Origin of the sequence: Neobacillus sp. GCM10027624 (assembly GCF_042675345.1) — a bacterium.
Classification (GTDB): Bacteria; Bacillota; Bacilli; order Bacillales; family Cytobacillaceae; genus Neobacillus; species Neobacillus cucumis_D.
The window spans coordinates 611,111-635,540 of sequence record NZ_JBHTHD010000003.1; the positions used below are offsets into that span (position 1 = coordinate 611,111).

At 38.4% G+C, this 24,430-nt stretch carries 30 protein-coding genes; 21 read left to right on the forward strand and 9 right to left on the reverse strand.

Going from position 1 to position 24,430, the window contains the following annotated elements; translation table 11 throughout:
* Positions 1 to 2 precede the first annotated feature (2 nt).
* Positions 3 to 1,067 (reverse strand): BMP family lipoprotein, encoded by a 1,065-nt coding sequence (locus ACFQZ9_RS07950; protein ID WP_498943119.1) that lies wholly within the window; start codon positions 1,065 to 1,067, stop codon positions 3 to 5.
* A gap of 151 nt (positions 1,068 to 1,218) precedes the next feature.
* Between ACFQZ9_RS07950 and ACFQZ9_RS07955 the strand changes: the two genes are divergently transcribed.
* Together ACFQZ9_RS07955 and ACFQZ9_RS07960 are read left to right on the forward strand one after the other, a co-directional pair.
* Positions 1,219 to 2,037 (forward strand): uroporphyrinogen-III synthase, encoded by an 819-nt coding sequence (locus ACFQZ9_RS07955; RefSeq protein ID WP_498943121.1) that lies wholly within the window; start codon positions 1,219 to 1,221, stop codon positions 2,035 to 2,037.
* A 113-nt stretch (positions 2,038 to 2,150) separates the two neighbouring features.
* Positions 2,151 to 2,561, forward strand: a complete 411-nt coding sequence (locus tag ACFQZ9_RS07960; RefSeq protein ID WP_498943123.1) for a hypothetical protein — start codon at positions 2,151 to 2,153, stop codon at positions 2,559 to 2,561.
* Here the strand turns inward: ACFQZ9_RS07960 and ACFQZ9_RS07965 are convergent, their stop codons facing one another.
* Positions 2,562 to 3,068 (reverse strand): hypothetical protein, encoded by a 507-nt coding sequence (locus ACFQZ9_RS07965; RefSeq protein ID WP_198309690.1) that lies wholly within the window; start codon positions 3,066 to 3,068, stop codon positions 2,562 to 2,564. It abuts the gene before it with no gap.
* A gap of 145 nt (positions 3,069 to 3,213) precedes the next feature.
* On the opposite strand from ACFQZ9_RS07965, the gene ACFQZ9_RS07970 reads away from it, so the two are divergent.
* Positions 3,214 to 3,411 (forward strand): hypothetical protein, encoded by a 198-nt coding sequence (locus tag ACFQZ9_RS07970; protein ID WP_133333698.1) that lies wholly within the window; start codon positions 3,214 to 3,216, stop codon positions 3,409 to 3,411.
* Positions 3,412 to 3,414: 3 nt separating this feature from the next.
* Entirely contained in the window at positions 3,415 to 3,693 is a 279-nt protein-coding gene (locus ACFQZ9_RS07975) for a hypothetical protein (protein WP_198309691.1), read from the forward strand.
* A 21-nt stretch (positions 3,694 to 3,714) separates the two neighbouring features.
* On the opposite strand, the gene ACFQZ9_RS07980 is transcribed toward ACFQZ9_RS07975, so the two are convergent.
* Positions 3,715 to 3,963 carry a hypothetical protein gene (locus ACFQZ9_RS07980; protein ID WP_327837362.1) on the reverse strand — a complete coding sequence of 83 codons (249 nt, stop codon included), beginning with the start codon at positions 3,961 to 3,963 and terminating at the stop codon, positions 3,715 to 3,717.
* Positions 3,964 to 4,165: 202 nt separating this feature from the next.
* Between ACFQZ9_RS07980 and ACFQZ9_RS07985 the strand changes: the two genes are divergently transcribed.
* The 7 genes from ACFQZ9_RS07985 (at position 4,166) to ACFQZ9_RS08015 (ending at position 10,878) form a co-directional block, all read left to right on the forward strand.
* Positions 4,166 to 5,773: a sensor histidine kinase gene (locus ACFQZ9_RS07985; RefSeq protein ID WP_498943606.1), complete on the forward strand. Its 1,608-nt coding sequence runs from the start codon at positions 4,166 to 4,168 to the stop codon at positions 5,771 to 5,773.
* Entirely contained in the window at positions 5,766 to 6,449 is a 684-nt protein-coding gene (locus tag ACFQZ9_RS07990; RefSeq protein WP_198309692.1) for a response regulator, read from the forward strand. Before ACFQZ9_RS07985 ends, ACFQZ9_RS07990 begins: the two co-directional genes overlap by 8 nt.
* A 180-nt stretch (positions 6,450 to 6,629) precedes the next feature.
* Complete coding sequence (locus ACFQZ9_RS07995; protein ID WP_498943125.1) at positions 6,630 to 7,922, forward strand: CitMHS family transporter; 1,293 nt, start codon at positions 6,630 to 6,632, stop codon at positions 7,920 to 7,922.
* Between the two features lie 59 nt (positions 7,923 to 7,981).
* Positions 7,982 to 8,293 carry a hypothetical protein gene (locus ACFQZ9_RS08000; RefSeq protein WP_498943127.1) on the forward strand — a complete coding sequence of 104 codons (312 nt, stop codon included), beginning with the start codon at positions 7,982 to 7,984 and terminating at the stop codon, positions 8,291 to 8,293.
* A gap of 17 nt (positions 8,294 to 8,310) precedes the next feature.
* Entirely contained in the window at positions 8,311 to 8,748 is a 438-nt protein-coding gene (locus ACFQZ9_RS08005; protein WP_498943129.1) for an AEC family transporter, read from the forward strand.
* Positions 8,749 to 8,983: 235 nt separating this feature from the next.
* Positions 8,984 to 9,547 carry a DUF2062 domain-containing protein gene (locus ACFQZ9_RS08010; protein ID WP_498943131.1) on the forward strand — a complete coding sequence of 188 codons (564 nt, stop codon included), beginning with the start codon at positions 8,984 to 8,986 and terminating at the stop codon, positions 9,545 to 9,547.
* Positions 9,548 to 9,702: 155 nt separating this feature from the next.
* Complete coding sequence (locus ACFQZ9_RS08015; RefSeq protein WP_498943132.1) at positions 9,703 to 10,878, forward strand: M20 family metallopeptidase; 1,176 nt, start codon at positions 9,703 to 9,705, stop codon at positions 10,876 to 10,878.
* 37 nt (positions 10,879 to 10,915) lie between these two features.
* Here the strand turns inward: ACFQZ9_RS08015 and ACFQZ9_RS08020 are convergent, their stop codons facing one another.
* A complete protein-coding gene (locus ACFQZ9_RS08020; RefSeq protein WP_498943134.1) occupies positions 10,916 to 11,869 on the reverse strand; it encodes a D-2-hydroxyacid dehydrogenase in 954 nt (317 codons plus the stop codon).
* A gap of 308 nt (positions 11,870 to 12,177) precedes the next feature.
* On the opposite strand from ACFQZ9_RS08020, the gene ACFQZ9_RS08025 reads away from it, so the two are divergent.
* The 5 genes from ACFQZ9_RS08025 (at position 12,178) to ACFQZ9_RS08045 (ending at position 16,614) form a co-directional block, all read left to right on the forward strand.
* The gene (locus ACFQZ9_RS08025; RefSeq protein WP_498943135.1) at positions 12,178 to 13,386 is read left to right on the forward strand and encodes an MFS transporter; all 1,209 of its coding nucleotides are present in this window, start codon (positions 12,178 to 12,180) and stop codon (positions 13,384 to 13,386) included.
* 87 nt (positions 13,387 to 13,473) lie between these two features.
* The gene (locus tag ACFQZ9_RS08030) at positions 13,474 to 13,641 is read left to right on the forward strand and encodes a hypothetical protein (RefSeq protein WP_498943137.1); all 168 of its coding nucleotides are present in this window, start codon (positions 13,474 to 13,476) and stop codon (positions 13,639 to 13,641) included.
* Between the two features lie 136 nt (positions 13,642 to 13,777).
* Positions 13,778 to 14,206, forward strand: a complete 429-nt coding sequence (locus tag ACFQZ9_RS08035) for a MarR family winged helix-turn-helix transcriptional regulator (protein WP_498943139.1) — start codon at positions 13,778 to 13,780, stop codon at positions 14,204 to 14,206.
* Positions 14,199 to 15,398, forward strand: a complete 1,200-nt coding sequence (locus ACFQZ9_RS08040; protein WP_198309700.1) for an MFS transporter — start codon at positions 14,199 to 14,201, stop codon at positions 15,396 to 15,398. The genes ACFQZ9_RS08035 and ACFQZ9_RS08040 overlap by 8 nt, the downstream gene beginning before the upstream one ends.
* A gap of 79 nt (positions 15,399 to 15,477) precedes the next feature.
* Entirely contained in the window at positions 15,478 to 16,614 is a 1,137-nt protein-coding gene (locus tag ACFQZ9_RS08045; RefSeq protein WP_198309701.1) for a glycerate kinase, read from the forward strand.
* Positions 16,615 to 16,764: 150 nt separating this feature from the next.
* On the opposite strand, the gene ACFQZ9_RS08050 is transcribed toward ACFQZ9_RS08045, so the two are convergent.
* The 4 genes from ACFQZ9_RS08050 to ACFQZ9_RS08065 all read right to left on the reverse strand — a co-directional run bounded on the left by ACFQZ9_RS08050 (position 16,765) and on the right by ACFQZ9_RS08065 (position 19,631).
* Positions 16,765 to 17,040, reverse strand: a complete 276-nt coding sequence (locus tag ACFQZ9_RS08050; protein WP_133333689.1) for a YqhV family protein — start codon at positions 17,038 to 17,040, stop codon at positions 16,765 to 16,767.
* 119 nt (positions 17,041 to 17,159) lie between these two features.
* Positions 17,160 to 17,924: a sulfite exporter TauE/SafE family protein gene (locus ACFQZ9_RS08055; protein WP_198309702.1), complete on the reverse strand. Its 765-nt coding sequence runs from the start codon at positions 17,922 to 17,924 to the stop codon at positions 17,160 to 17,162.
* Between the two features lie 145 nt (positions 17,925 to 18,069).
* The gene (locus tag ACFQZ9_RS08060; protein ID WP_026575107.1) at positions 18,070 to 18,351 is read right to left on the reverse strand and encodes a hypothetical protein; all 282 of its coding nucleotides are present in this window, start codon (positions 18,349 to 18,351) and stop codon (positions 18,070 to 18,072) included.
* A gap of 59 nt (positions 18,352 to 18,410) precedes the next feature.
* The gene (locus ACFQZ9_RS08065; protein ID WP_498943607.1) at positions 18,411 to 19,631 is read right to left on the reverse strand and encodes an MFS transporter; all 1,221 of its coding nucleotides are present in this window, start codon (positions 19,629 to 19,631) and stop codon (positions 18,411 to 18,413) included.
* 194 nt (positions 19,632 to 19,825) lie between these two features.
* On the opposite strand from ACFQZ9_RS08065, the gene ACFQZ9_RS08070 reads away from it, so the two are divergent.
* The 5 genes from ACFQZ9_RS08070 to cysC all read left to right on the forward strand — a co-directional run bounded on the left by ACFQZ9_RS08070 (position 19,826) and on the right by cysC (position 23,727).
* Positions 19,826 to 20,593, forward strand: a complete 768-nt coding sequence (locus ACFQZ9_RS08070) for a phosphosulfolactate synthase (protein WP_498943142.1) — start codon at positions 19,826 to 19,828, stop codon at positions 20,591 to 20,593.
* Positions 20,578 to 21,126, forward strand: coding sequence for a histidine phosphatase family protein (locus tag ACFQZ9_RS08075; protein WP_498943144.1), 549 nt, complete (start codon positions 20,578 to 20,580; stop codon positions 21,124 to 21,126). Before ACFQZ9_RS08070 ends, ACFQZ9_RS08075 begins: the two co-directional genes overlap by 16 nt.
* 3 nt (positions 21,127 to 21,129) lie before the next feature.
* Positions 21,130 to 21,840, forward strand: coding sequence for a phosphoadenylyl-sulfate reductase (locus ACFQZ9_RS08080; RefSeq protein WP_498943145.1), 711 nt, complete (start codon positions 21,130 to 21,132; stop codon positions 21,838 to 21,840).
* 131 nt (positions 21,841 to 21,971) lie between these two features.
* The gene (gene sat / locus ACFQZ9_RS08085) at positions 21,972 to 23,120 is read left to right on the forward strand and encodes a sulfate adenylyltransferase (protein ID WP_498943147.1); all 1,149 of its coding nucleotides are present in this window, start codon (positions 21,972 to 21,974) and stop codon (positions 23,118 to 23,120) included.
* A gap of 13 nt (positions 23,121 to 23,133) precedes the next feature.
* Positions 23,134 to 23,727, forward strand: coding sequence for a nucleoside/nucleotide kinase family protein (gene cysC / locus ACFQZ9_RS08090; RefSeq protein ID WP_498943149.1), 594 nt, complete (start codon positions 23,134 to 23,136; stop codon positions 23,725 to 23,727).
* A gap of 12 nt (positions 23,728 to 23,739) precedes the next feature.
* Here the strand turns inward: cysC and ACFQZ9_RS08095 are convergent, their stop codons facing one another.
* Positions 23,740 to 24,357, reverse strand: coding sequence for a YitT family protein (locus ACFQZ9_RS08095; protein ID WP_198309709.1), 618 nt, complete (start codon positions 24,355 to 24,357; stop codon positions 23,740 to 23,742).
* Between the last annotated feature and the right edge of the window lie 73 nt (positions 24,358 to 24,430).

Genomic DNA, 24,430 nt, shown 5'->3' on the forward strand with positions numbered 1-24,430 from the left:
GGTTATTTTGGACTAAAGGTTTTTAATTCTTTTTGAGTTTCAGGAACATTTATTTTACCGGCTTTTATTTTTTTTACCCATTCTTTTACAGCTGCATCAATATTTGTTTTGTTAGAAGCTTTTTCATTGATTGGTGCTAAGCCTACACCATCTTCAGTTAAACCGTATAACGTAACTTTGCCGCCAGGGAACTTTCCATCTTTGGCTTTCTGGGATAGATCTTGGACTGCTACATCAACGCGCTTAAGAGCGGATGTAAGAACGACATCCGGTCCCATATCTGCTTGGTCACGGTCAACCCCTATTACCCAAATTTGTTTGTTAGGGTCTTTTTTCTTTAAATCATTGGCTTCTTTGAATACACCAACACCAGTGGCTCCTGCAGCGTGAAAAATTACATCTGCGCCTGTAGAATACATTTTAGCAGCGATGGCTTGTCCAACCTCAGCTTTGTCAAAAGCACCTGCATATTGAACATCGACTTTTACTGTAGGATTTGCAGCCTTTACTCCAGCTAAGTAACCAGTTTCAAATCGTTCTGTCACAGGGATTTTCATCCCTCCAATAAATCCAATATGGTTAGATTTTGTCGAAAGAGCAGCTGCTATACCCGCAAGGAATCCTGCCTCTTGCTCTTTAAAAAGAATACTAGCAACGTTTGGCTGTTTAACCTCAGCATCAACGATGGCAAATTCAGTATTTTTTTGCTGCTTCGCAATTTCTTCTACGGCATTTGGCATTAAGAAACCTATCCCATATACTAGGTCATACCCTTGGCGAACAAGTGTATTTAGGTTTGTTGTATAATCGGCATCTGATTGGGATTGAAGGTAATCATAGCCGCCTTTACCTTTTGTCAGACCATTTTTTTTACCAAAGTTTTCAAGTCCTTCCCATGAAGACTGATTAAAGGATTTATCATCGACACCACCGATATCAGTAACCATTGCTACAGAGAAGGTTTTTCCTTTCGCAGTTGCGTTCTCGTTACTTTTTCCACACGCCCCTAATAGTGTACCCGCAGCCAGTACAAGTGATAAGGCCATTCCAATTTTACGCTTTTTCAAAGTATGTGCCTCCCTATGATGTTGTAAGGTTTAAACATTTGTTTAATTGTTAAACTTATGTTTGTATTATACTTCGGATTTATTGCTTGGTCAACAGCATCCTTTCTGGATATAATTTCTTTAAATACCTAGTTGAAAAGAGGATATATAGATGGAAAAAGATTTATTGGGGAAGCGTATAGCAATAGCTGGATCAAGGAAGATCGAAGAAATCAGTACACTTATAATAAAACAAGGAGGTATCCCGGTACTTCGGCCGTTGCAAGGAACGGTCCTCTTATCTGAGAATGAAGTAGAGTCGGATTTACAAAGGTTTATTCGTGATGGAGCGGATTGGGTGATTTTTACAACAGGAATGGGCACAACCACTCTATATGAATTGGCTAAAAAATTGGATGTTGAAAAGGAGTTTTTACATACCATCCGTCAAGCCAAAGCTGCATCAAGAGGATATAAAACCTTATCAGCATTAAAAGAACTTGGGGTTAAACCCGTTGCCGTTGACGAGGATGGGACGACAAAGGGATTAATTCAATCCCTGGAAAGCTTTGATTTCTCGGGAAAAAAGGTCATGCTCCAGCTCCATGGTGAAAAGGCACCGGCATTGACTAAGTTTCTTGAGGATAGAGGGGCAACAGTGTCCAAACTGCTTCCTTATCAACATATTGCACCTGAGATTGAAACCCTAGTGACGATTTGCGATGAACTAATATCAAATAAGTTAAATGCTGTATGTTTTACAACGGCAAACCAAGTTCGTTCCCTATTTGATTTTGCAAAAGAAAAAGGCTATGGCAAGGAGATTTTGGCTGCTTTTCATGGCTCAGCGCTTGCAGTTTCAGTTGGAAAGGTAACGGCAGAGGCTTTAAGAGAAGAAGGAATAAATCGAGTAATTACACCTGAAAAGGAAAGAATGGGTGCGATGGTGGTTGAGTTGTCGCGTTATTACCGTACCGTAGAAAAGCAATAATCGATCCTTAAATAGATAGTGGATCAAACGATTTTTATTGAGGTGCCATTATTAATAATCCTATATCTCCCGCATAAGTTTTAAAAAAGAGTTTTTCAACAAGGGGGGAGTTGATGTTTAAATTTTTTTCTTTTAAAAAAAAACAGGCAGAAAAACAGCCATCCCCCCATATGCCTCATATTCTCACAAAGCTAGATCGAATTATTGAACTCCTTGAAAAACAACAACAGGAGAAAATAAAGGAAGAAAGACAAGAAAAACAAGGTGGTAATATCCACCTTGAACATGTACAAATTGATCATCTAGAGAACATTAATTTTCAACTAGAGAAAATCGAGATTGACGAATTAAGTGGGAAATTATTGATTGGAAATAATATTAGCGGTTCAGAGGAGTTGACCAAATCCATTATTCAAAAAATAGAGAAAGAAAATGAAGAGGAAGCACTGGCAGAAGCTGCTTCCGATGATGAACAAAAAGTGATGAAAACGTCAAAAGGCTATCGTTTTAAATATAAATTCTGATTACTCCCAATTGGTATTGGCGATTTTGATATCTTGATCATCTATTATTGCATCAATCATATCCGGGTCATTATTGATACTTAAATTTTTAGTAATATGATTCATATTTCCATACGTATTACCGTGTGAGACATTTTGTTTTTGATTAGCATCTATTCCATTTATCTGACCTTTCCCAACGAGCAGGGAGGAATTATTGAGCATCGTTGTCACATTAACAGAATCAAGGTTAATATTCGATTCGTTTTCATTACCAGGAGTCTCAAATGAAAAATTGATATCCCGGTCATCGATCGGCGTATCAATAAAATCCGGGTCATTCAAAATAGAGATATTATGCAAGAGAATATTACATTCCCCGCTAACATCACCAAAAACTTTATTTTGCTTCCCATGCGCATTCCAGCCAACCGCCGTATTTTTTTCAGCGATAAAGATTCCTGCCTGCCGCTCCATGGTTTGGACATTAATATTCCCTGTAAATTGAAATTGTGAAGATTTTAACATTTTCTCACCACATTTTTTCATTTCTGCTTTACAGTATGAACTGGATGTAAATAATGTGATAAATGCCCACTTTTTTTAATGGTGGTTTGTGTCATCTCCTCAGTAACGGAATAGGCTGATAAAAATGGAAAAAGGGGATTAGCGGATGAATATTCGTTTTGACCATGTAACTATAGCAAGTATGAAAAATTCTGCTGGTGTATTTTTAGGGGAAAAGAATATGATTAAAAAATTTCGAAGCGATCAGACTGTTACTGAAGTAATTGGAACGTTGTCAGGTAAAGAAAATTTAATGATGGACAATTTATGGGTAAACAACAAAGAGAAGGGGGAGGCTGATTAAACGATGGGTTCCTCTTTTTTATCTCCATCTGTTCATATCGGAACCATCAAAATCGGGAGTATTGGTGAGGCGTCATGTTTTAGTATCGGAAATAATTTTATCGAAGATTTTAAAAGCAATAAAAAACATAGCCAAGGGTTAGGAAACATCCACGGGGACCGAAATAATTTATCTCATTCAAGCGCTTCGTTAACTACTATGCAAGCGGACCAGAATAAAAACAAGCCTAGTGATAAAATGGATAAAGCTCCAACTGATAAAGCGGAAAAAAACCTTTCATGAAAGGTTTTTTTCTTTTGAAATTTATATATTTGTACCAAAATTTGGTTTTATATCCTGGTCAAAGATTACTCCATCAATTCCATCCAAGTTATCCAAATTATTCGCGACATTTAGTGTAAGGACATTAAAAAAGCCAAAGGTACTACCAAAACCTTGATTAAATTTCCTGTTGGAATCCATCCCTGTAATAATGGATTCGCCGATTGATACATTGGCGTTTTGTTGGGGAGTGTTAACATTTAATACTCCTAAATTAATGACTGAAGGCATTCAAATTTCCTCCATTCCTCGGTACTATTATTTATTATATGATTTATCCCTTTTTATGTTCAGTAAATAACGAAATTGTGTTCATAAAAAACAAAATCTACGAAACATCAATAAGTATAAATAACTTTTCAAAAAGGAAAACTCCCCAAAATACCGCTATAATGTAGAATAGAATTCGCATTTTTGTTAGGGGGGATCCTGCCTGAACACAATAAAAATATCACTGCAGACGAAAATCTTTGGGCTGGTACTGTCACTGGGATTATTATTAATCGTGCTGCTGACGGCTTTTTACAGCTACATGGAAAGTAAACAAATCGAAGAAAACCGGGGCAGAATGGCACTGGAAATTTCAAAAACGGTATCCTTTATACCGACTATTATCGAGGCTTTTCAATCAAAAAATCCATCGCAAACCATTGAGCCGCTAGCTGAAAAAATTCGCAAACAGACCGGTGCTGAATTTGTTGTAATAGGAAATAAAAAGGGAAACCGATATTCTCACCCGCTAAAATCGAAGCTCGGGAAAAAAATGAGGGGCGGAGATAACGAAAGAGCCCTTCAAAAGGGAGAATATTATGTATCCACGGCAAAGGGGTCACTTGGTCCATCTATCAGGGGAAAGTCACCTATATTTAATCAAAAAGGTGAAATCATTGGGATTGTTTCTGTAGGATTTTTGCTAGAGGATATCCATCAGCAAATCATGAAAAACGTGATCAAGGTACTGTATGTCGCAGTTTTCGCTCTCATCATCTCGTTAATTGCCAGCATTTTACTAGGGCGGAATATTCGTAAGGATACAATGGGGCTTGAACCCTATGAAATTGCCTGGCTTTATAAAGAAAAAAACGCAGTATTGCATGCGGTGAAAGAAGGGATTTTGGCAATCAATCAAAAGGGGTTCATCACGATGATGAATCAACCGGCCAAAAAACTCCTAAATATTCATGGTTCAGTAAGACTTATGAAGGTGGATGGACTATTTCCTTCAGACTATTTATATGAAGTTTTAGAAACAGGAACACCTCAAATTGATAAAGAAATGGTCTGGAAGGACCGAACAGTGATTGTAAACTGCACACCCCTTTTCAATCAACATGAAATAACTGGAGTAGTTGCATCGTTTCGGGATAAAACTGAAATTGAGCAAATGTTAAACACGATATCGGAGGTTAAAAGTTATTCTGAAGACCTTCGTGCGCAGACTCATGAATTTACCAATAAATTATACGTGCTACTTGGCCTGCTTCAGCTGGGGGAATATCAACAGGCGATTGAAATGATTCAATTGGAAACACAGGCACTGCAATTTCAAAATTCTGTTGTTTTTAACCAGATTAAAGATACAAAAATCCAGGCTATTCTCTTAGGAAAGCTGGGAAAAGCATCGGAAAAGAAGATTCAGTTTGAAATTGCTTCTGATAGTTATTTGGAAAACTTACCGCCCCATATAAAACTTTCCAACCTCATTGTTATCCTTGGAAATTTATTCGATAATGCCTTTGAGGCCGTATATGGGTTAGAATTTCCTACCGTTAAATTTTTCGCAACGGATATTGGTAGTGACATTATCTTTGAAATTTCAGATAATGGGAAGGGAATTAAAGAAAATGAAATACCGCTTCTCTTTCAAAAGGGTTATACCACGAAAGAAGGGACCGAGTCGAGAGGATTTGGTCTATCAAATGCAGAAAAGGCTGTAATAGAAATGGGTGGAATGATTGAGGTGCAAAGCAGTCCAGGGAGTGGAACTGTTTTTACTGTGTATCTTCCTAAAGGAAACGAGAGGGGGAGAAGACTTGAATAAGATCAAGGTAGTGATTACGGAAGACGATTTTCGAATTGCAGATATTCACGAGAAATTTTTACAGAAATTCAAGGAAATTGAAGTAGTTGGTAAAGCCTTGAACGGGGATCAAACCTTGCAAATACTAAAAAAAGAACAGCCTGATTTACTACTTTTAGACGTGTACATGCCGGACATGCTTGGAGCTGAACTCCTGCCTATCATTCGTGAGAGCTTCCCTAAGATGGGGATTATCATGATTACAGCTGCAACTGATAAAGTTTTCCTTGAAAAAGCTTTAAGTTATGGAGTAGAGAATTATTTAATTAAACCGGTTAACCGGGAACGATTTGATGAGGTAATTTTGGAATATATTCAAAAACACTCCCTGTTAATGTCCAAACAGGAGGTGAATCAAAATTATGTAGACCTTTTATTTGGAAAAGGAAAACAGGAGAGGACAGGAAAAAGTGCCGGATTGCCTAAAGGAATTGACGATATTACGCTTGGAAAAGTGAAAGCAGTTATTCGTTCCAAAAATGAAGGACTATCTGCAGAAGAAGTCGGACAGGAAATCGGTGCATCAAGGATCACGGCTCGCCGCTATTTAGAATATTTATCCGCTATCAAAGAGGTGAAGGCAGAAGTGGTTTATGGAATTGTAGGAAGACCGGAAAGGAAATATTATCCAGTTTGAGGGGGATTGCCGAAAAGCAGTCCTTTATTTTTTTTAGAATCTCAAACTGGAAAAGTCCTCCTCTCGTGAACAATATGTACAAAATACAAATTAATTTACGATATTAACATTATTTTGGAAACGTTTTCACTATATAAAATTTTGATTATTATTAATTTACAAACAAAAGGGGTGAAGACAATGTTAGCAACTTTAGGATTTTTAATGATTATTATTTTCATGGTTTTAATTATGACAAAACGTCTTTCAGCCATGATTGCCCTCATGGTCGTTCCAGTAGCCTTTGCTTTAATCGGCGGGTTCGGCAAGGATATGGGGCCAATGGCATTAGAAGGGATCAAGAGTGTGGCACCAACAGGAATTATGATTTTATTTGCCATTCTCTTCTTCGGAATTATGATTGATGCAGGAGTATTCGATCCGATTATTCAAAAAATCTTAAAAGTAGTAAAAGGTGACCCAGTAAAAATAGCAATAGGTACAGCTGTACTTGCACTATTAATCTCCCTTGATGGAGATGGAACAACCACTTATATGATTACCATTTCCGCGATGCTCCCATTGTACAAACGAATTGGGATGAAGCCATTAGTCTTAGCGGGGATTGCAGTATCAGCTTCCGGAGTAATGAACCTGCTTCCATGGGGAGGTCCTACTGCCAGGGTTATGACGGCATTACATCTTGAAATGGGAGATGTATTTACTCCAGTCATTCCAAGTATGATTGGTGGAGTGTTGTTTGTATTGTTTATGGCATATTGCCTTGGAAGAAAAGAGCGTAAACGGATAGGAGTATTGGAAATTGATTATAGCACAATGGCGCAAATGGCAGCTACAACTGAGGATGCTTACCTCAAACGTCCAAAATTAATTCTAGTAAACTACCTTCTTACGATTGTACTTTTATATGCTTTAATTCAAGAAGTCCTTCCGACTACTGTTCTGTTTATGATTGGTTTTGCAATTGCAATCACAATTAATTATCCGAATTTAAAAGAACAAAAAGAACGAATCATGCACTATGCTGATAATGCATTATCTGTAGTTTCAATGGTTTTTGCAGCTGGTATTTTTACAGGAATTCTTACAGGAACGAAAATGGTCGATGCCATGGCAAGTAGCATGATTTCTCATATTCCTGATGCACTTGGTTCACACTTTGCGCTAATTACAGCCATTATTAGTGCACCATTTACCTTCTTTATGTCAAATGATGCCTTTTACTACGGAGTATTGCCTTTATTGGCAAAAGCAGCAAGCGGATTTGGAATTGACCCGGCGATGATTGGACGAGCCTCATTATTAGGATTACCAGTCCATCTTTTAAGTCCGCTCGTTCCTTCTACTTATTTACTAGTAGGGATGGTTGGTGCGGATTTCGGAGACTTGCAGCGATCCTTCTTAAAATGGGCTTGCGGTTCAACGGTTGTCATGATTTTAGTTGCTCTCCTTTTAACAATTATACCATTATAAATGTTTCTCATAAGAGCTCCTTTATAGGGGCTTTTTGGATTTTTAAATAGGAGTATATTATGTATATATTATTTCAAATCTTATTAAATGTTGTTTTGCCAGTATTCATCTTAATTGGAGCTGGTGTATTTCTGCACCGAAAATTTCATTTTGATATGAATACCTTATCTAAATTAAACACTTATTTTTTAATGCCCGCTGTAAGCTTTACAAATATTTATCAAAATAATGTGGGCGGAGAAACATTGCTGCATATTCTTGGATTCTTAAGTTTACAAGCAGTTAGTTTGATGATGATTAGTTCATTCATTGGTAAAGTGGCAAAATTTGATAACGGTTTATCATCCACTTTTAAAAACAGTATAAAGTAAAAGCAATCAAAGAATTTTTGAAAAATCCGGTGATCTATGCTTTTTTATTAGGTCTTCTGCTCCATACGTTTCGTATAAAAATTCTTGAATTTTTATGGTCGCCTGTTAAAAATACATCTAATGCTTTTATTGCAGTAGCGCTTATAACACTTGGGGCACAAAGTGCCTACTTGAAATTTAGCCGGTTCTCGCAGCCGCTAGTCCTAAGTTTGCTTGGCCGCCTAGTCCTTTCTCCAGTTATTGCATTCCTCATTATTATTATTTTAAAGTTGGACGGCACTACAGCGCAGGCTTTATTTATCGCTAGCTCTTTTCCTACATCAAGAAACAGCGCACTTTTCGCCTTAGAATATGGAAATCATCCGGAATATGCAGCACAGGTGGTCTTGATGTCTACGGTATTTAGCATGCTTACCGTCACGACAGTGGTGTATTTATCTTCGATTTTATTTTAGTTTGGTGAGGACCGTTCAAAAAAAGAACGGTCTTTTCTACTGGGTTTTATGAGACTATTTTAATTTTTTAAGTAAAATTTGATCGATTGTTGTTGAAACCCAAAGAAGTATTAAATTTCCTGTCTAAAAAATATAAAAATAGTGACAATCTGACTCGAAAATTGATTATAATTAATACAAAGTTATTATTTTTGTGATTTTTGTAAATTGGCCTGCAACAAAGGAGGTTTTTCATATGAACATAAGGCAAAAGAAATATAATTTTTTTCAACGAATCGGACGTGCGTTTAGGTTGAATTTTTTAAAACTGTTTCGTTCTCCTGGCGGGGCCAAAAAAGTGTCATTAGGTTTTGCGATTGGCTTTGGTTTGGAAATGTTGGTGATATCATCTGCTTCACTTATCTATATATTATTTATCCCGATTGTCCGTCTGGCCAAAGGATCCTTTCCTGCTGCAATCATTGGAAATGTTATTGGCAAACTAACCTTTCTGCCTGTGATCCTGTTACCTTTTGCAAAAAAACTCGGGAAAGCGGTCTTTCCATTGAAGGTTCAGATTGGACAAAGTACACCATTTTCATTTGAAAAACTGCTGCATGGCGATTTTAGTGTCATTATTAGTATCCTCCACGGGGGAGTCCATGTTTTAATTGGAATGACCATTTTTGGTATCGTTCTTGGGATTGTCTCTTACTTCATAGTCTACTATTTGTATGAAAAGCAAAAAACGAAACGACTAACAAGAATTCGTGATAAACAGGCACTTCGGAAAAATAGCTTGAATAAAAATTTAGTATGATTTATGAATTAACGGTCATCCATTCCTTCATATGGTGACCGTTTTTTTGACTTCTTGAATCTATTTAGTTTTCATATGGGTTAACGTATAATGAAAGAGTGATAGTTATGAATTTTCTTGATAATTTAATTTTTCGTCATGCGGAGGTCCATTAGATGCTGGTTAATACCTTTAAAAATGAAGTAGACCAACTAAAATACGAGGTAATTGGGTGGAGGAGATATCTCCATCAAAACCCTGAATTATCGTTTCGGGAGGAAAAAACGGCACAATTTGTGTATGAAACACTCGAATCCTTTGAGGACTTGGAGCTTTCCCGCCCGACAAAGACAAGTGTGATGGCTCGCCTCATCGGTTCACAGCCTGGTAAGGTCCTTGCAATCCGAGCTGATATGGATGCCTTGCCGATTCAAGAAGAAAACACGTTTGAATTTGCATCTAGTACTCCCGGGGTGATGCACGCCTGCGGGCATGATGGACACACGGCGATTTTACTTGGGACTGCAAAGATACTTTCTGGAATGAAGGACCGCATCCAAGGGGAGGTTCGTTTCCTCTTTCAGCATGGGGAAGAAATGTTTCCGGGCGGCGCCGAGGAAATGGTGGATGCAGGGATAATGGAGGGTGTTGACCTCGTAATAGGAACCCATCTTTGGTCGCCGATTGAAGTAGGCAAGGTTGGGATTGTTTATGGTAAAATGCAGGCTGCGCCAGATACCTTTGATATTACAATAAAAGGGGCCGGTGGACATGCCGCTGAGCCGCATCATACTGTTGATGCGATTGCAATTGCTACACAAGTAGTTGGCAACTTGCAGCATATTGTTTCTAGAAACACAGATCCACTCGATAATCTTGTTGTTTCGGTTACGAAAATCATGGGGGGAACCGCTCATAATGTGATTCCGAATACTGTAGAAATCGGCGGGACGGTCCGCAGCTTTGATGCTAAACTGCGTGAATCCATCCCGCCTCTAATGGAACGAATCATAAAGGGGATTACTCAGGCACACGGTGCTGACTATGATTTTTCCTACAATTACGGCTACCGCCCTGTTGTAAATGATGAAGCTGTTACAAGGGGAATAGAGGAAACTGTTCTTGAGCTGTTCGGGGAAGAGGCTTTAGCGTCAATTAAACCGGATATGGGCGGAGAAGATTTTTCCGCTTTCCAGCAAAAAGCACCCGGAGCGTTTTTCTATATAGGGGCAGGGAATGCTGAAAAAGGAATTGTCCATCCCCATCACCATCCACGTTTTACGATCGATGAAGAATCATTGGAAATGGCGGTTAACATCTTTGTTCATGCCGCATTTAAATTTTTGAATTAAACAAAGGGTCTTCCCCAAGCTAGTGGGGAGACCCTTTTTAATATCCGCGTTTTCGATCCACTATTCCGTTTAAGGTTTCCCCATTTAAATATTTTCCTACATTATCCACAAAAAATTGAGTCACACCTTCAATAGTGCTGGGTCCAGACAAATGCGAAGTGACATAGACATTTGGTATCGAATAAAAACGATGATCCTTTGGCAGTGGCTCTGTTTCAAAAACGTCAAGAATAGCAGCTTTCAGGTGCCCCTCCTCAAGAACGGATTGTAAATCATTTTCATCGATCAGTGCACCTCTGCCCACATTTACAAGACAGCTATCAGGCTTCATTGCGAAAAGGATCTCACGATTTATAACATGGTAGGTTTTTTCTGTTAAAGGAAGCGCAAGGACAAGGTAATCAAGATTTTTAACAAAATCCTTCCATTGGTTTGCAGTAAAGTGTTGGTCCACGATTTCGGCATTCCTCCCGCTAAAACTTAATCCGTGTACTTTCATGTCAAATACTTTAGCTTTACGGACGGTTTCAGCCCCGATCGATCCCAATCCGGCTACTCCGATGGTTTTTCCGGCAAGGGAGTCAGAAATAAAGGAATCCCAGTTTCGTTCTGTTTGTGCTTGTCTCATTCGCGGAATGTCCTTAACAATGTGGAGAAGAAAGGCAAAAACATATTCAGAAATATATGTGCCAAACTGGTCGACAATTCTGGTAAGGAGGATGTCATCAGTGATAGATGGATCGGCCACTAAATCATTCACCCCTGCGCCTATTGATTGAAACCAACGGACAGATAAGGCATTTGGTGTACGGAGGAGTTCGGTAGGGAACTTCCAGCCTAAGATAATCTCTGTACCGGGTAAAAACCTTTCTGCTTCCTCGTAAGTTGCTGCTGCCTTCACAGCTTTAAAACCAAATTCACGTACGCGGTTCGCATATTCTTCAGCGTGGTGGGGGTCAAATACTAATATATTTGGCTGTGACGAATTCATATAAATCACTCCTATACAAGCTATCTAATGAGACATTTGCCATAATCAATATAATTAAGTTAACAATAGATGTAGTAAGAATTCAAGATTAAAAAGTATCAGAAGTTGCTATATTATTTAAAAGGAAATTTGTCTATCAAACTCTATCATAGGAATGTTCCCTGGTCTTTTATCCTTAATTTTCACCCCCTAATATTTCGGGAATGAAAATAAAACCACTCTGTGTTATGATGGCAATATCAAACCGATCGGATGTAAGGTGGATTCCATCTTTGTCATTCAAAGGAAGTAGTGGGAGTGCGATTAAAATGGAAACCTGGAAACGGAATTTATGGGTGCTTTGGATTGGCTGTTTCTTTACATCAGCCAGCTTTTCGATGGTCATCCCTTTTTTGCCCCTTTTTCTACTGCAAATAGGCGTTCATCAACATACAGAAATGTGGTCAGGGCTGCTTTTTAGTTCTGCATTCTTTGCCGGCGCAATCGCTTCGCCTTTCTGGGGAAGGGTAGCGGATCGATACGGAAGAAAGCCAATGATTATTCGAGCAGGATTTGTTCTTTTTGTCATTTATACATTAATGGCCTTCGTAACGAATCCTTATGAGATCTTAGCATTAAGAATAATGCAGGGATTATTGAGCGGATTTATTCCCGGCTCTATCGCATTAATTGGGACCAATACTCCAAATGAAAAAATTGGGTATGCCCTTTCTTTAATCTCTACCGCTACTGCTTCAGGAGGGATTCTTGGACCATTACTCGGAGGTGGAATTGCTCATCTCTTCGGAAATCGCTTAGCTTTTGCTAGCGCCGGAATCTTCGTCTTTATTGCGACTTTCCTTATTATTTTCTGGGTGAAAGAAGAAAACTTTACTCCAAGTAAAGAGAAGGGATCCGTTAAAAATGATTTCAAGGTGGCATGGACCAATCGGACGTTAATGATGGTTCTCACCTTAACCGTTGTTACAAGCTGTTCGGTCATGACGATTGAACCGGTTCTCCCATTATATATTGTGAAATTAGGGAGCTCTTCTGAAGATGCTTCATTACTAGCAGGTATCGTATTCTCGCTTCCGGGGATTGCCAGTGCCCTGTTTGCTCCCTATTGGGGAAGATGGGCGGACAAAGTTGGCTTCCAAAAAGTGCTTGTCATAGGACTGCTCGGGGGTGGAGTTGGAACATTGGCGCAAATCCTTTTCGGAGAAATTTGGGGATTTTCAGTCATCCGTTTTGTTTATGGTGTGTTTTTCTGTGCAGTCTTTCCAGCGTTAAATGGGCTTGTCGTAAAATCAACACCAGACGATTTCAGGGGAAGAGCCTTTGGATTAAACCAAACCGCCAATCAAATTGGCGGGATGATTGGTCCAATGATTGGCGGTTTTATTGGTGGGATTTTTCCCGTTCAAATTGTATTTGTTGTTACAGGCCTATTACTATTAACAGCTATGGGTATGGCTTATAGAAAAGGAAATATGTTAAACAGACCAATAAAGAAAAATGCATGGGCAGGAAAATAAATGAGTTAAAACGTCACAAAAGAAGTGGCGTTTTTTTTGGTCACATTTATATGAAAGCGCATACATTGATAACAAGGGGGTGATTATATGTTATATCCGTATGGAAATGATTATATAAAATATTTAAACGATGAGGGATCTTACGGTATGACCTATGATCAATGGAAGGACAAGAATTCGAAAATGGATTCAGGGAAATATAATCAAATGGGAGACAATAAAAATATCGTAAATAAATATTCAAATTTGAGATAATAGCGCCGTGATGGTGCTTTTTTTCTTAATGGGAAAGATTGTGTTACGATTTGACAATTTTAAAAAAAAGAGTATAGTAATTACTCGTTAGTAGTTACCTAAGGTAACTGTTTTTACGGTACGAGGAGGATTTGAAATGCAAGGTTTTTTTCAAGAGTATTTATCTGTTTATCGACCACTTATAAGCAAACTAAATGAGTTACTGGGGAAATTTGAATTATCCTACTCCTTATGGCAGGTTATTTGGTACGTTAAAAAAAACGGGCAATCGTCACTTGTTGATATTTCCAATTATTACAATGTTGAAAAGCCTACGATCACAAGGGCTGTTAAGCGTTTAGAGGAGAAGCTCATTTTAAAAGTCATCCCTGGGAAAGATAAGCGTGAGAAAGTGGTCCAGCTGACAGAATTAGGGGAAGATCTTTACCAGACTATAAGACAGAAAATAACCGAGCTCGAGTACAGTGTCATGAGCGGGATTCCGAAAGAGGAACAAAACGCCGCATTTCAATTACTCCCAAAGTTTAGAAAAAACATTCTTAAAGAAGGTAGAAAAGATGAATAAACCAAAATTATGGACAAAGGATTTTTTAATTGTCTCAGCAGCAAACTTTTTCCTTTACTTTACGTTTTATTTATTAATGGTAACCATCACCATATTTGCTTCAGAGAAATTTCATGCATCTCCAAGTCAAGCAGGGCTTGCTTCAGGAATATTTGTAGTAGGCACACTGATTGCACGCTTATTCTCAGGAAGATCAATCGACCGTGTCGGCTGGAAAAAGATGTTATACATTGGCTTTATCTTATTCTTACTTACCACATTATTATATTTTGCAGTAAACAGTCTTACTTTTCTTCTTGTGAATCGTTTCTTGAATGGTGCCGCAATGGGGGTTGCTTCCACAGCAACGGGAACGATCGTTGCGAAAATTATTCCAAATGCAAGACGCGGTGAAGGCACTGGTTATTATGCATTAAGTGTAACGCTTGCTGCAGCGATTGGGCCTTTCTTAGGGATGTTCCTTATGCAGCATTCAAGTTTTAATATGAATTTTATTGTTTGTCTTATTTTTTTAGTCATGAGTTTTGTTGCGATATTCTTTTTAAATGTTCCAAAAATCGAACTATCGCAGGAACAATTGGCCAAAATGAAGGGGTTTTCGTTTCATCATTTCTTTGAAGTAAAAGCCATACCGATTTCGATTATCGGTGCATTGGTGGGATTTGGGTACTCAAGTATCCTTACATTCTTAACTTCCTATGCAAAAGAAATCAATTTAGTAGATGTTGGAAGTTTCTTCTTTATTGTTTACGCTGTTTTCACTCTGATTTCAAGACCATTTACCGGCAAATGGTTTGATCAAAAAGGCGAAAACTTTGTGATGTATCCATCCTTTTTATTCTTCGCTGTTGCTTTAATTTTGCTTAGCCAAGTTCATCAAGGGATCATGCTTTTAGTTGTTGGTGCCTTAGTCGGTCTTGGATATGCAACATTCTCGTCAAGTGCCCAAGCGATTTCCATCAAAGTATCGCCAAAAAATCGGATGGGGCTGGCAACTTCGACTTTTTTCATTTTTGTTGATGGCGGAGTTGGAATTGGGCCTTTCATTCTTGGCTTTTTCGTTCCTTTAATTGGCTACCGGGGTCTGTATTTTAGTGTCGGTATCGTTGTTTTTGCTTGTATCTTCTTATATTATTTCTTACATGGCAGAAAAAGTCGTCAGAGAAGAAGTGAACTTGTTGAGTTACATTAATAAACGTAGAAGGAGTGGGTGGCAGGCCTGCTCTATTTTTTTATATAATAGAATGAAAAGGTGAAAAGGATCGATATCGATGAAATTTGTATTGGCACCTGATTCCTTTAAGGAAAGTATCACGGCAAAAAATGCTGCCCTTGCTATGAAAGAGGGGATTCTTAAGGTTTTTCCTGATGCTGAGTGCATGATTGTTCCGATGGCGGATGGAGGTGAGGGAACAGTGGATTCCCTTGTCAGCTATAAAAATGGGAAACTGCTCAAAGTGGAAGTGACCGGGCCGCTCGGCCGGAAAGTGACCGCCGGTTATGGATTATTAGGTGATGGAAAAACTGCAGTCATTGAAATGGCCAGTGCCAGCGGTATTCATTTAGTGGGTTTGGAGGAGCGGAATCCATTACATACAACGAGCTATGGTACCGGTGAACTCATTAGACATGCACTCGATCAAGGGGTTACGCGAATTTTATTAGGGATTGGCGGAAGTGCAACAAATGATGGCGGAATCGGAATGCTTCAAGCCCTTGGTGCATCCTTTAAAGATGTAAAAGGTGAAGAGCTCCCGTTCGGCGGTGGGGGATTAGAGGATCTTCAGTTAATTGATTTAAGCGGATTAGATCAGCGCATTAAAAACGTAAAAATTGATGTAGCCTGTGATGTGAACAATCCATTGACAGGTGAGCTGGGTGCATCCTATATCTTTGGACCGCAAAAAGGAGCTAGTCCAGAAATGGTCACCTATTTGGATCAAAATCTGAAGCACTATGCAGAAAAGATTAAAGAGCAATTTGGGATAGATATTGACTGCGTTGAAGGGGCTGGTGCTGCGGGTGGACTTGGGGCAGGTTTACTGGCCTTTCTTCAGGCCGAGTTAAAAAAAGGTGTAGACCTTGTGATCGAATATACCGGGCTTGAGGAAGAGATAAAGGATGCTGATTTTGTTTTTACCGGCGAAGGTAGTATTGATGGTCAGACCCTGTTTGGGAAGACTCCATATGGTGTCGCTGACACTGCAAAAAAATATGAAGTCCCGGTTATTGCTTTTGCCGGAAAAATAGGTGATGGGGCCGATGTGCTATATGAGCATGGATTTACCTCCATTGTAGGAATTTTAAAGGGAGTAACAAGCCTGGAAAAAGCCTTAGAATCCGGTTACGAAAATTTGGCTCATGCAGCAGAGACTGTTTGTAGAATTTTAGCTATTAGCAAAAAGTAAAATATGCTGAAACCCTGTTCGAAACAGGGTCTTTTTTTGTTGCGTGCCCAGCAAGCAGTTAATTCCTAATTGGTGAAAGTCCAATTTGAGTATGTGCTAAGACGCTCAGTAGTTGACAGGCAACTTGTGGAGAAATTAAATAACCTTTCATTATCCCTTCATTGCTCCGATTAAAATAAAACAAACCCCCAGGAATATCCATGCAATTTTATAAAGCGAAATGTTTCCAACCATTCCTAAAACGCCAATGGTGGTGGTAAGAATTAAGATAATGGGTCCCACAAGTGCAAGAGAACTATTCACCATTAAGGCTTTTTCAACGGAGTTAAATTTGATCATTAAAATGGCGGCAAATATTTCGATGCTGCCTGAAAGAACTCTTAATAATGCCATTCCTAATACGGCTTTTTCAAGAAAAATAAACATTTTTGCCTCCCGAAGAAAAAATATATCTAAAAAAGTATATGTCGTATTCTTCAAAAGAAGGACAGGTCAAAAAAATGTTTTTAAGCTCAAAAGAAAAACGGCTGGTTGCAGCCGTGTTTTTAAATCAACTTAAATCCACTAAATAAGATAATCAATGCCATGACCGTCCGTAATGGTTTCGCAGGGAATTTTGAGGATAAGGTGCTCCCTAAAAGAACTCCTGGGATGGAACCAAGCAAAAGATTAAACATCAATGAATAATCGACATTCCCGATCCCTGCATGCATTAAGCCAGCGGCAGTGACCAATAAAAAAGCGTGAGCAATATCCGTTCCAACTAATTCAGAAGGAGTCATTTTATACAAATAAAGCATCGCCAAGGCAAATAATGAGCCCGACCCAATCGAAGTTAGCCCGACAATAAAACCAAGTATTGCTCCGATTGCAATGGTCAAAGCACGTTTTTCCTCCAAGGGTTTTATTTGAAAGGGATTCCATTCGAATTTTTCCTTGATAAAGGTTTTAATCAGGGTGGTCAATGCAACCAATATTAACACATAACCCAAAGCATGTTTAATAACAAGTTCTTGATTATGAAAAAAGGCATCGAAAAGATGAAGAGTCCCTACAGCAATGATTGTACTTGGAATACTGCCAATGGCGAGATACTTCACAAGCCTAAGGTTAATCGTCTTTTGCCGCCAATGCTGAACAGATCCGAAAAATTTCGTTATGGAATTATAGGCAAGGTCCGTTCCAACTGCAATTGCTGGATTGAAACCTAATAAAACCAGGACAGGTGTGAGTAATGCAGCACCGCCTACCCCTGTAAGCCCGACTAAAATGCCAATAAAAAGCCCCATCACTATAATGCCGATACTCATAAGGCAAACACTCCAAATTATTTAAATCTATTATTTATCCCTAAATTATGAAGTGGATAAATGCCTTGTTACAAACCTTTGTTGTTAAAAATAAAAAGGGGCTTAATCTAGTATGAACCAGGTTAAGCCCCATAAGTAAATAGGTTTATTTTTGTTCTTCCTCGTTTAACTTAATTTTTTTACAACCAACATACAAGCATGAGAAAATATCTAAACCATGCTTTGCTTTTACCAATCCTTTTAAATAAGGAGTAACTAAATCCTTAAAGTCAGCGGCAACTCCTTCTTCCTCCAAGATTCCATATACATAGAGCTTTTTTTCGTCAAAGAGAAAGGCTACATTTCCAACGGCTTTATTTGCGGAATCAACCACATTTAATACTTGAAATTGCGGAGTAATTACTTCAGGTGAAAAATAAATTTGCAATTAAATCTCATCCCTTTTTTAATCGTCTAGCTCCAGCGCCCTTCGAAGGTACTTTCGCTTTAAGTAAATTGTAATTTTTCAAACAATGTGTCGCTTTCCTTTGATGGTTCTTTCTTCGCTACATGAATTAACACCATGCAAAGAAATGCACAGATTAAGGTTAATCCAGCGGTAATCAGAAACATTCCTGTACGGGACCAAGCCATTAACGTACCAAAGATCGGTGGGCCAATTGCAACACCTAAAAATCTAACGGAACCATATAAGGATGTGACAAAGCCTCTCCGATCAGTCGGAACCGCCCCAGTTATAAAACTGTTAATACAAGGGAGTACTAGTCCTGTTCCGATACTGCTGATCACTAAAACAGCAAAGAATGGAATTAGTTTTTTAAAAAAAATCAGCGATGCGAAAGAAGAAGTCATTAACAAAAGTCCTAAGATAATCAGCGTTTTCATTAATTTCATTTTTTTTCCGATTTTACTGCCTGTTATGTAAGAAGTTGTCGTCATGAATAAAAGTGGAATCGCAAGAATTCCTCCTTTTAAGACACCATCGATGTGATGATCTTTTTCAAGAATATCGGAAATGTAAAATAAAATTCCAAATAAAGTGAATAAGCACACTGCTCCAGTTAAATAAGCAGCAAACAGCCAGCGTCCCTCTGTTTTAAATACAGAAATAAGCCCTTTTACATATTTGCCAAGAGAAGGAGGCTCTTTCTCCTTTTTCTTTTCTTTAATAAAAAATATGGTCAAAAGGACAGAAATGAAACAAAAAACCGGAAAGGCAAAAAATGCTGCGTACCAAAAGAGAAGAGCTAAGAGAGAACCAATTATTGGACTAATGACCTTTCCCAAACCATTCGAGGCCTCTACTAATCCAAGCACTTTGCTTTGTTCGCTGCCTTTAAACAAATCCCCTGTTAAGGCCATTGCAATTGGAGCAGTTCCGGCTGCACCAATTCCCTGCATGATTCTTCCTGCCATAATCCAGAGATAAGCATTTGAAAACCAAGCTGCGGCTGCGCCCGCAAGTAACCCTCCACTTCCATATAAAATAAGTGCAGGTATAATGATTGCTTTTCGTGAAAAACGATCTGATAAATAGCCAAGCACAGGAATAGAGATGGCCGCAGCAATTGAAAAAGCAGAAATAATTAAACTAACTTTAAATTGTGAAATATCGAGAACTGACTTCATTTTTGGAAGAATTGGAATCAACATCGAATTACCCAAAACCAGGATTAGCGGGATTGAACCTATTGCAAATATTGTCATGCCTTTATGTTTTTTTTTAGGCAATGGATGTACACCCCTAACTATTAGATTGAAGCTTTTTTTATTGTTTGAAAGGAGACGTATGTTTATTCAGGTGGCAAATGCCTATATTTCGAGGAAATCAGCCCATTATTTACACATTCACCCAATTAGTGAATAATCTATCCTAGAAAAAAAGAGGAGGCGTTTTCCCTATGGATTTTCTATCCTTGCCAAAAAGGACATCCGGTAATCGAACTTTTGGTTTGACGTCGGTTGTCGATTTTGGAACCCCACTGGGAGAATTAAAAAATATTTTAGCTGATTACAGCCATATTATCGATATCGCAAAACTAGGGATTGGTTCAGCTTATGTAACGCCTAATATAAATAAGAAGGTTCAGCTTTATCAGGAATACAATGTAAAGCCCTATTGCGGGGGAACATTATTTGAAAAAAGTTACTTTCAAAATAAAATTCCTGAATATCTTTCGTACTTACGCAATCTGGGAATTGAATGGATTGAGGTATCGAATGGTACCTTAGAGATTCCGCTTCGGGAACGCCTCCAAATCATCTCTGAATTGAAGGATGAATTTCAAGTAATTGCAGAGGTGGGGTCAAAGGATGCAGATAAGGAAATGCCAATTTCCGAATGGAGAGAGGAAATCAATCTTTTACTAAATGCTGGCTGCAAATATGTTATTACGGAGGGAAGAGATTCAGGGACCTCTGGTATTTATGAAAAATGTGGAACGATTAAAACTGACTTAATTCAAGAATTACTTCAAGATATCGATCCGAACAAGATCATTTTTGAAGCACCTTCTTCAAAGCACCAAATGTATTTTATTAAGGAAATTGGACCAAATGTTAACTTGGGAAATGTAAAAATTATCGATGTGTTAATCCTCGAGGCACAACGCCTTGGCTTAAGGAGTGAAACGTTTTATTTGGAGGATATTGAATGCAACTTACTTTAATCAGACATTTGCCAACTGAATGGAATAAAAAAACATGGCTTCAGGGAAGAAAAGATATTGAAATTTCGCAGCTAACCAAGGACTTTCAAATAGGTATTACTGAAAATCGATTGCTTTTAAAAAAACTTGCACCCTTTGATCTCGTTTTGGCGAGTACGCTGAAACGGACACATCAAACTGCACAGCTTTATGGTTATGTTCCTGAGGTGGAGGGATTGCTCGATGAACTAGATTTCGGTCCATTTGAAGGATTACCAAAGGATAAATTGGTGGACCACAATAACCGTGCATGGATTGAAAAACCCAGTGAACTCATTTTAGGCGAAAGTTTAAAAAGCTTTGAAGAACGGATTGTTCTTTTTCTAGATAAATATCATGATTTTCACAATATTTTAGTGTTTGGTCATGGATCATGGATTCGTGCTCTACTTTCCTATAAAAACCATGGTCATATCAATGAAATGAATAAAATTACTGTAAAAAATAATTCCTGTATAACGTTATCATTTAATGATAACGAAAAGGAGGGGTGAAAAATGACTGACATACTAACATATGAAAATTGGGATGAAAATAGGCTTGATACATTTTTAGATTCTCAGCCAGATTATTTTGACGTATTAAAGTGGGCCTATCAAGAATATGGGAATGAAATCGTTTATGCCTGTAGTTTTGGAGCGGAAGGCATTGTGTTAATTGACTTAATTTCTAAGGTGAATAAAACAGCGAAAATTATTTTCCTCGATACTGGACTTCATTTTCCGGAAACCTATGAATTAATTGATAAAATAAAAAAACGCTACCCTTCCTTGGATATCAACATGGTGAAACCAAAGCTATCATTAAAAGAACAAGCAAAAGAACATGGAGAAGCGCTTTGGACTCATAATCCCAACCTTTGCTGCCACATACGAAAAGTACTCCAACTAAAAGAATTGTTAAAAGATGTAACAGCATGGATTTCTGGACTAAGACGAGAACAATCTCCTACAAGAAGCCAAACTCAGTACATTAATAAGGATGAAAAGTTTAAAAATATCAAGATTTGCCCCCTTATCCATTGGACGTGGGAAGATGTTTTAACCTATATCCAGCTTAACAACCTTCCATATAATCCTCTACATGATCAAGGCTATCCGAGTATTGGCTGTTTCCCATGTACTCAGCCTGTATCGGACGATAGTGATTCACGATCCGGGCGCTGGACAGGGACTTCGAAAACAGAATGCGGACTTCATCCATCGTAGGAGTGTTAGGATGGAAACGCAAACAGTGATTCGCAAATAAATGGTTATAATTCACAAATAAACTGTTATGATTCGCCGATAAATCTTCCAAATGCGCAAATAACTGTGAAAGAGCTAGGGAGGGAAAATAAGTGGTTGTAAGTATACCGCATGGCGGTAAATTGGTAAATCGTATCGATCTGAACACTCCAATCGATTTATCCAATCATAGTGTAGAACTAGATAAAATGGCTTTAAGTGATCTGGAGCTAATTGCAAATGGAGCCTACAGTCCGCTCGAGGGTTTTATGGTAAAAGCCGACTATGACTCTGTCGTCCAAAATATGAGGCTCTCAAATGGACTTCCTTGGTCGCTACCGATTACACTGGCGATTGACCGATTAAAAGCAATGGAATTGAATATTGGAGAAACCATTAATTTAATTCATCAAGGCACTGTCTATGGTGTGATGGAGGTAATGGAAATCTATCTACCTGATAAAAGAGTAGAAGCAGAGATGGTTTACCGAACAATTGAGAATGTTCATCCGGGGGTTAAAAAACTTCTTGAGCGGCCAGAAGTATATATTGGAGGTCCAATCATACTTATAAAAAGACCTAAAAAAATTGAGTTTGAGGATTACTTTCTAGACCCGATTGACACAAGACAAACGTTTCAACAATTGGGCTGGAAAACCGTCGTTGGATTTCAAACACGAAATCCTGTTCACCGGGCCCATGAATATATTCAAAAATCTGCACTAGAAACCGTTGATGGTCTTTTCTTAAATCCGTTAGTAGGCGAAACGAAGTCAGATGACATACCGGGAGAAATCCGGATGAAAAGCTATCAGGTATTACTAGAAAATTATTATCCGAAAGACAGAGTCTTTTTATCTGTTTTCCCGGCAGCTATGCGATATGCTGGCCCAAGGGAAGCGATTTTTCATGCTATCGTCCGGAAAAATTTTGGCTGTACTCACTTTATTGTTGGCAGAGACCATGCAGGGGTAGGCAATTATTATGGAACGTATGATTCCCAAAAAATATTCAGCCATTTTTCAGAAGATGAACTAGGAATCAAGCCCCTCTTTTTCGAACATAGTTTTTATTGTAGAAGATGCGAAAACATGGCATCTGAAAAAACATGCCCCCATGACCGGGAGCACCGAGTAATATTATCCGGAACAATGGTTAGAGGAATGTTAAAAAACGGGGAACAGCCGCCAAAAGAGTTTAGCCGGCCTGAAGTTGTACAAATCTTAATCCAAGGTATGAATCAGGTCTATACAGAAAAATAAAGGGTGTAGGGGAATGGAGAGAAATATTATTTGGCATGATTCGGCTGTTACAAAATCAGACCGGCATCATTTGAATGGCCATAAAAGTTGCGTGCTTTGGTTTACCGGATTATCAGGTGCCGGAAAATCAACATTGGCAAATGCGGTTGATTATGCCTTGTTTCAACATGGGATTAAAAGTTATGTATTGGATGGTGACAATGTCCGTCATGGTTTGAATCGGGATTTAAGCTTTCGTGAAGAGGATCGAAAGGAAAATATTCGCAGAGTCGGGGAAGTCTCGAAGCTTTTTGTTGAAAGCGGCCATATCGTATCCTCTGCATTTATTTCTCCCTTTCGCCGTGATCGGGAGCTTGTCCGCAGCATGTTTGAGAACGGGGAGTTTATCGAAATTTTTTTAAAATGTCCAATTCAAGTCTGTGAGAATCGGGATCCAAAAGGATTGTACAAAAAGGCAAGAATAGGTGAAATTCCTGATTTTACTGGAATTTCTTCACCTTATGAAAGTCCCGAACATCCAGAAATCCTAATTGAAACGGATCGATATACGATCGAAGAATCAGTATACAAAATTCTATTTGTTTTAAAAGAGAGGAAGATCCTTTAACACGGGATCTTCTTATTTTTTTCGCCAATTAGCTGCGAAAATAGTTATTTTTTGCAGCTTTAACGTATAAATATAGTCGATAATATTCGTTGAGAAAAATTGACAAATAATTGCATAAATCACGATTTTATAATCAATTACAAGGGCTGTTAAAATAAAAATTACCAGGTTAATCCCCATCATCACTTTTCCCGGGCTCCATTTCTTGTAATTGGCAATCATTAGTGCCGGGATAACCATTCCCCCGCTTGATGCTCCTGCCCGGATAAGCAGTCCAACACCAATTCCAAAAAAAATACTTCCTGCTGCCAGATCAAAAACAATATTGATATGGGGAAGTAAAAATTTAGTCGTTAGGATTCCGACAGTTGTTGAAGTGGTTGCAACAGCTAGGATGGTCCGTAAAGTCCAGGTATAACCGAAATAGTTTAAAGCAAATAGTAAAAAAACAATATTAGCAAGCCATAAGGAAAAACCAAGCGATAAATGAAACCAGTGATTCATCAAAATGGCCAGGCCTGCTGCACCGCCGGAGGGGATGGAGTGTGGAAATAAAAACAGGGACATAGACATTCCCTGAAGGGTGGCTCCAACTAATAAACAAAAAAAGGTTAGGAGTTTTTTTTTCATGGTTGTTGATGATTATCTTCAATATGTAAAGTAATTGCTGCCACTTTCAATTCCCCCCATAACTGCTTTCCTT

Excerpts from the sequence above, each read along its gene's own strand:
- ACFQZ9_RS08080 (WP_498943145.1), top strand. The coding sequence starts at position 21,130 with ATGACTGACATACTAACATATGAAAATTGGGATGAAAATAGGCTTGAT.
- ACFQZ9_RS08025 (WP_498943135.1), top strand. The coding sequence starts at position 12,178 with ATGGAAACCTGGAAACGGAATTTATGGGTGCTTTGGATTGGCTGTTTC.
- ACFQZ9_RS08095 (WP_198309709.1), bottom strand. The coding sequence starts at position 24,357 with ATGAAAAAAAAACTCCTAACCTTTTTTTGTTTATTAGTTGGAGCCACC.
- ACFQZ9_RS08010 (WP_498943131.1), top strand. The coding sequence starts at position 8,984 with ATGAACATAAGGCAAAAGAAATATAATTTTTTTCAACGAATCGGACGT.
- ACFQZ9_RS07965 (WP_198309690.1), bottom strand. The coding sequence starts at position 3,068 with ATGTTAAAATCTTCACAATTTCAATTTACAGGGAATATTAATGTCCAA.
- ACFQZ9_RS07960 (WP_498943123.1), top strand. The coding sequence starts at position 2,151 with ATGTTTAAATTTTTTTCTTTTAAAAAAAAACAGGCAGAAAAACAGCCA.
- ACFQZ9_RS08015 (WP_498943132.1), top strand. The coding sequence starts at position 9,703 with ATGCTGGTTAATACCTTTAAAAATGAAGTAGACCAACTAAAATACGAG.
- ACFQZ9_RS07955 (WP_498943121.1), top strand. The coding sequence starts at position 1,219 with ATGGAAAAAGATTTATTGGGGAAGCGTATAGCAATAGCTGGATCAAGG.
- ACFQZ9_RS07975 (WP_198309691.1), top strand. The coding sequence starts at position 3,415 with ATGGGTTCCTCTTTTTTATCTCCATCTGTTCATATCGGAACCATCAAA.
- ACFQZ9_RS07995 (WP_498943125.1), top strand. The coding sequence starts at position 6,630 with ATGTTAGCAACTTTAGGATTTTTAATGATTATTATTTTCATGGTTTTA.
- ACFQZ9_RS08030 (WP_498943137.1), top strand. The coding sequence starts at position 13,474 with ATGTTATATCCGTATGGAAATGATTATATAAAATATTTAAACGATGAG.
- ACFQZ9_RS08070 (WP_498943142.1), top strand. The coding sequence starts at position 19,826 with ATGGATTTTCTATCCTTGCCAAAAAGGACATCCGGTAATCGAACTTTT.
- ACFQZ9_RS08075 (WP_498943144.1), top strand. The coding sequence starts at position 20,578 with ATGCAACTTACTTTAATCAGACATTTGCCAACTGAATGGAATAAAAAA.
- ACFQZ9_RS08020 (WP_498943134.1), bottom strand. The coding sequence starts at position 11,869 with ATGAATTCGTCACAGCCAAATATATTAGTATTTGACCCCCACCACGCT.
- ACFQZ9_RS08040 (WP_198309700.1), top strand. The coding sequence starts at position 14,199 with ATGAATAAACCAAAATTATGGACAAAGGATTTTTTAATTGTCTCAGCA.
- ACFQZ9_RS07970 (WP_133333698.1), top strand. The coding sequence starts at position 3,214 with ATGAATATTCGTTTTGACCATGTAACTATAGCAAGTATGAAAAATTCT.
- cysC (WP_498943149.1), top strand. The coding sequence starts at position 23,134 with ATGGAGAGAAATATTATTTGGCATGATTCGGCTGTTACAAAATCAGAC.
- ACFQZ9_RS08000 (WP_498943127.1), top strand. The coding sequence starts at position 7,982 with ATGTATATATTATTTCAAATCTTATTAAATGTTGTTTTGCCAGTATTC.
- ACFQZ9_RS08045 (WP_198309701.1), top strand. The coding sequence starts at position 15,478 with ATGAAATTTGTATTGGCACCTGATTCCTTTAAGGAAAGTATCACGGCA.
- ACFQZ9_RS07980 (WP_327837362.1), bottom strand. The coding sequence starts at position 3,963 with ATGCCTTCAGTCATTAATTTAGGAGTATTAAATGTTAACACTCCCCAA.
- ACFQZ9_RS08035 (WP_498943139.1), top strand. The coding sequence starts at position 13,778 with ATGCAAGGTTTTTTTCAAGAGTATTTATCTGTTTATCGACCACTTATA.
- ACFQZ9_RS08065 (WP_498943607.1), bottom strand. The coding sequence starts at position 19,631 with ATGACAATATTTGCAATAGGTTCAATCCCGCTAATCCTGGTTTTGGGT.
- ACFQZ9_RS08055 (WP_198309702.1), bottom strand. The coding sequence starts at position 17,924 with ATGAGTATCGGCATTATAGTGATGGGGCTTTTTATTGGCATTTTAGTC.
- ACFQZ9_RS08050 (WP_133333689.1), bottom strand. The coding sequence starts at position 17,040 with ATGTTTATTTTTCTTGAAAAAGCCGTATTAGGAATGGCATTATTAAGA.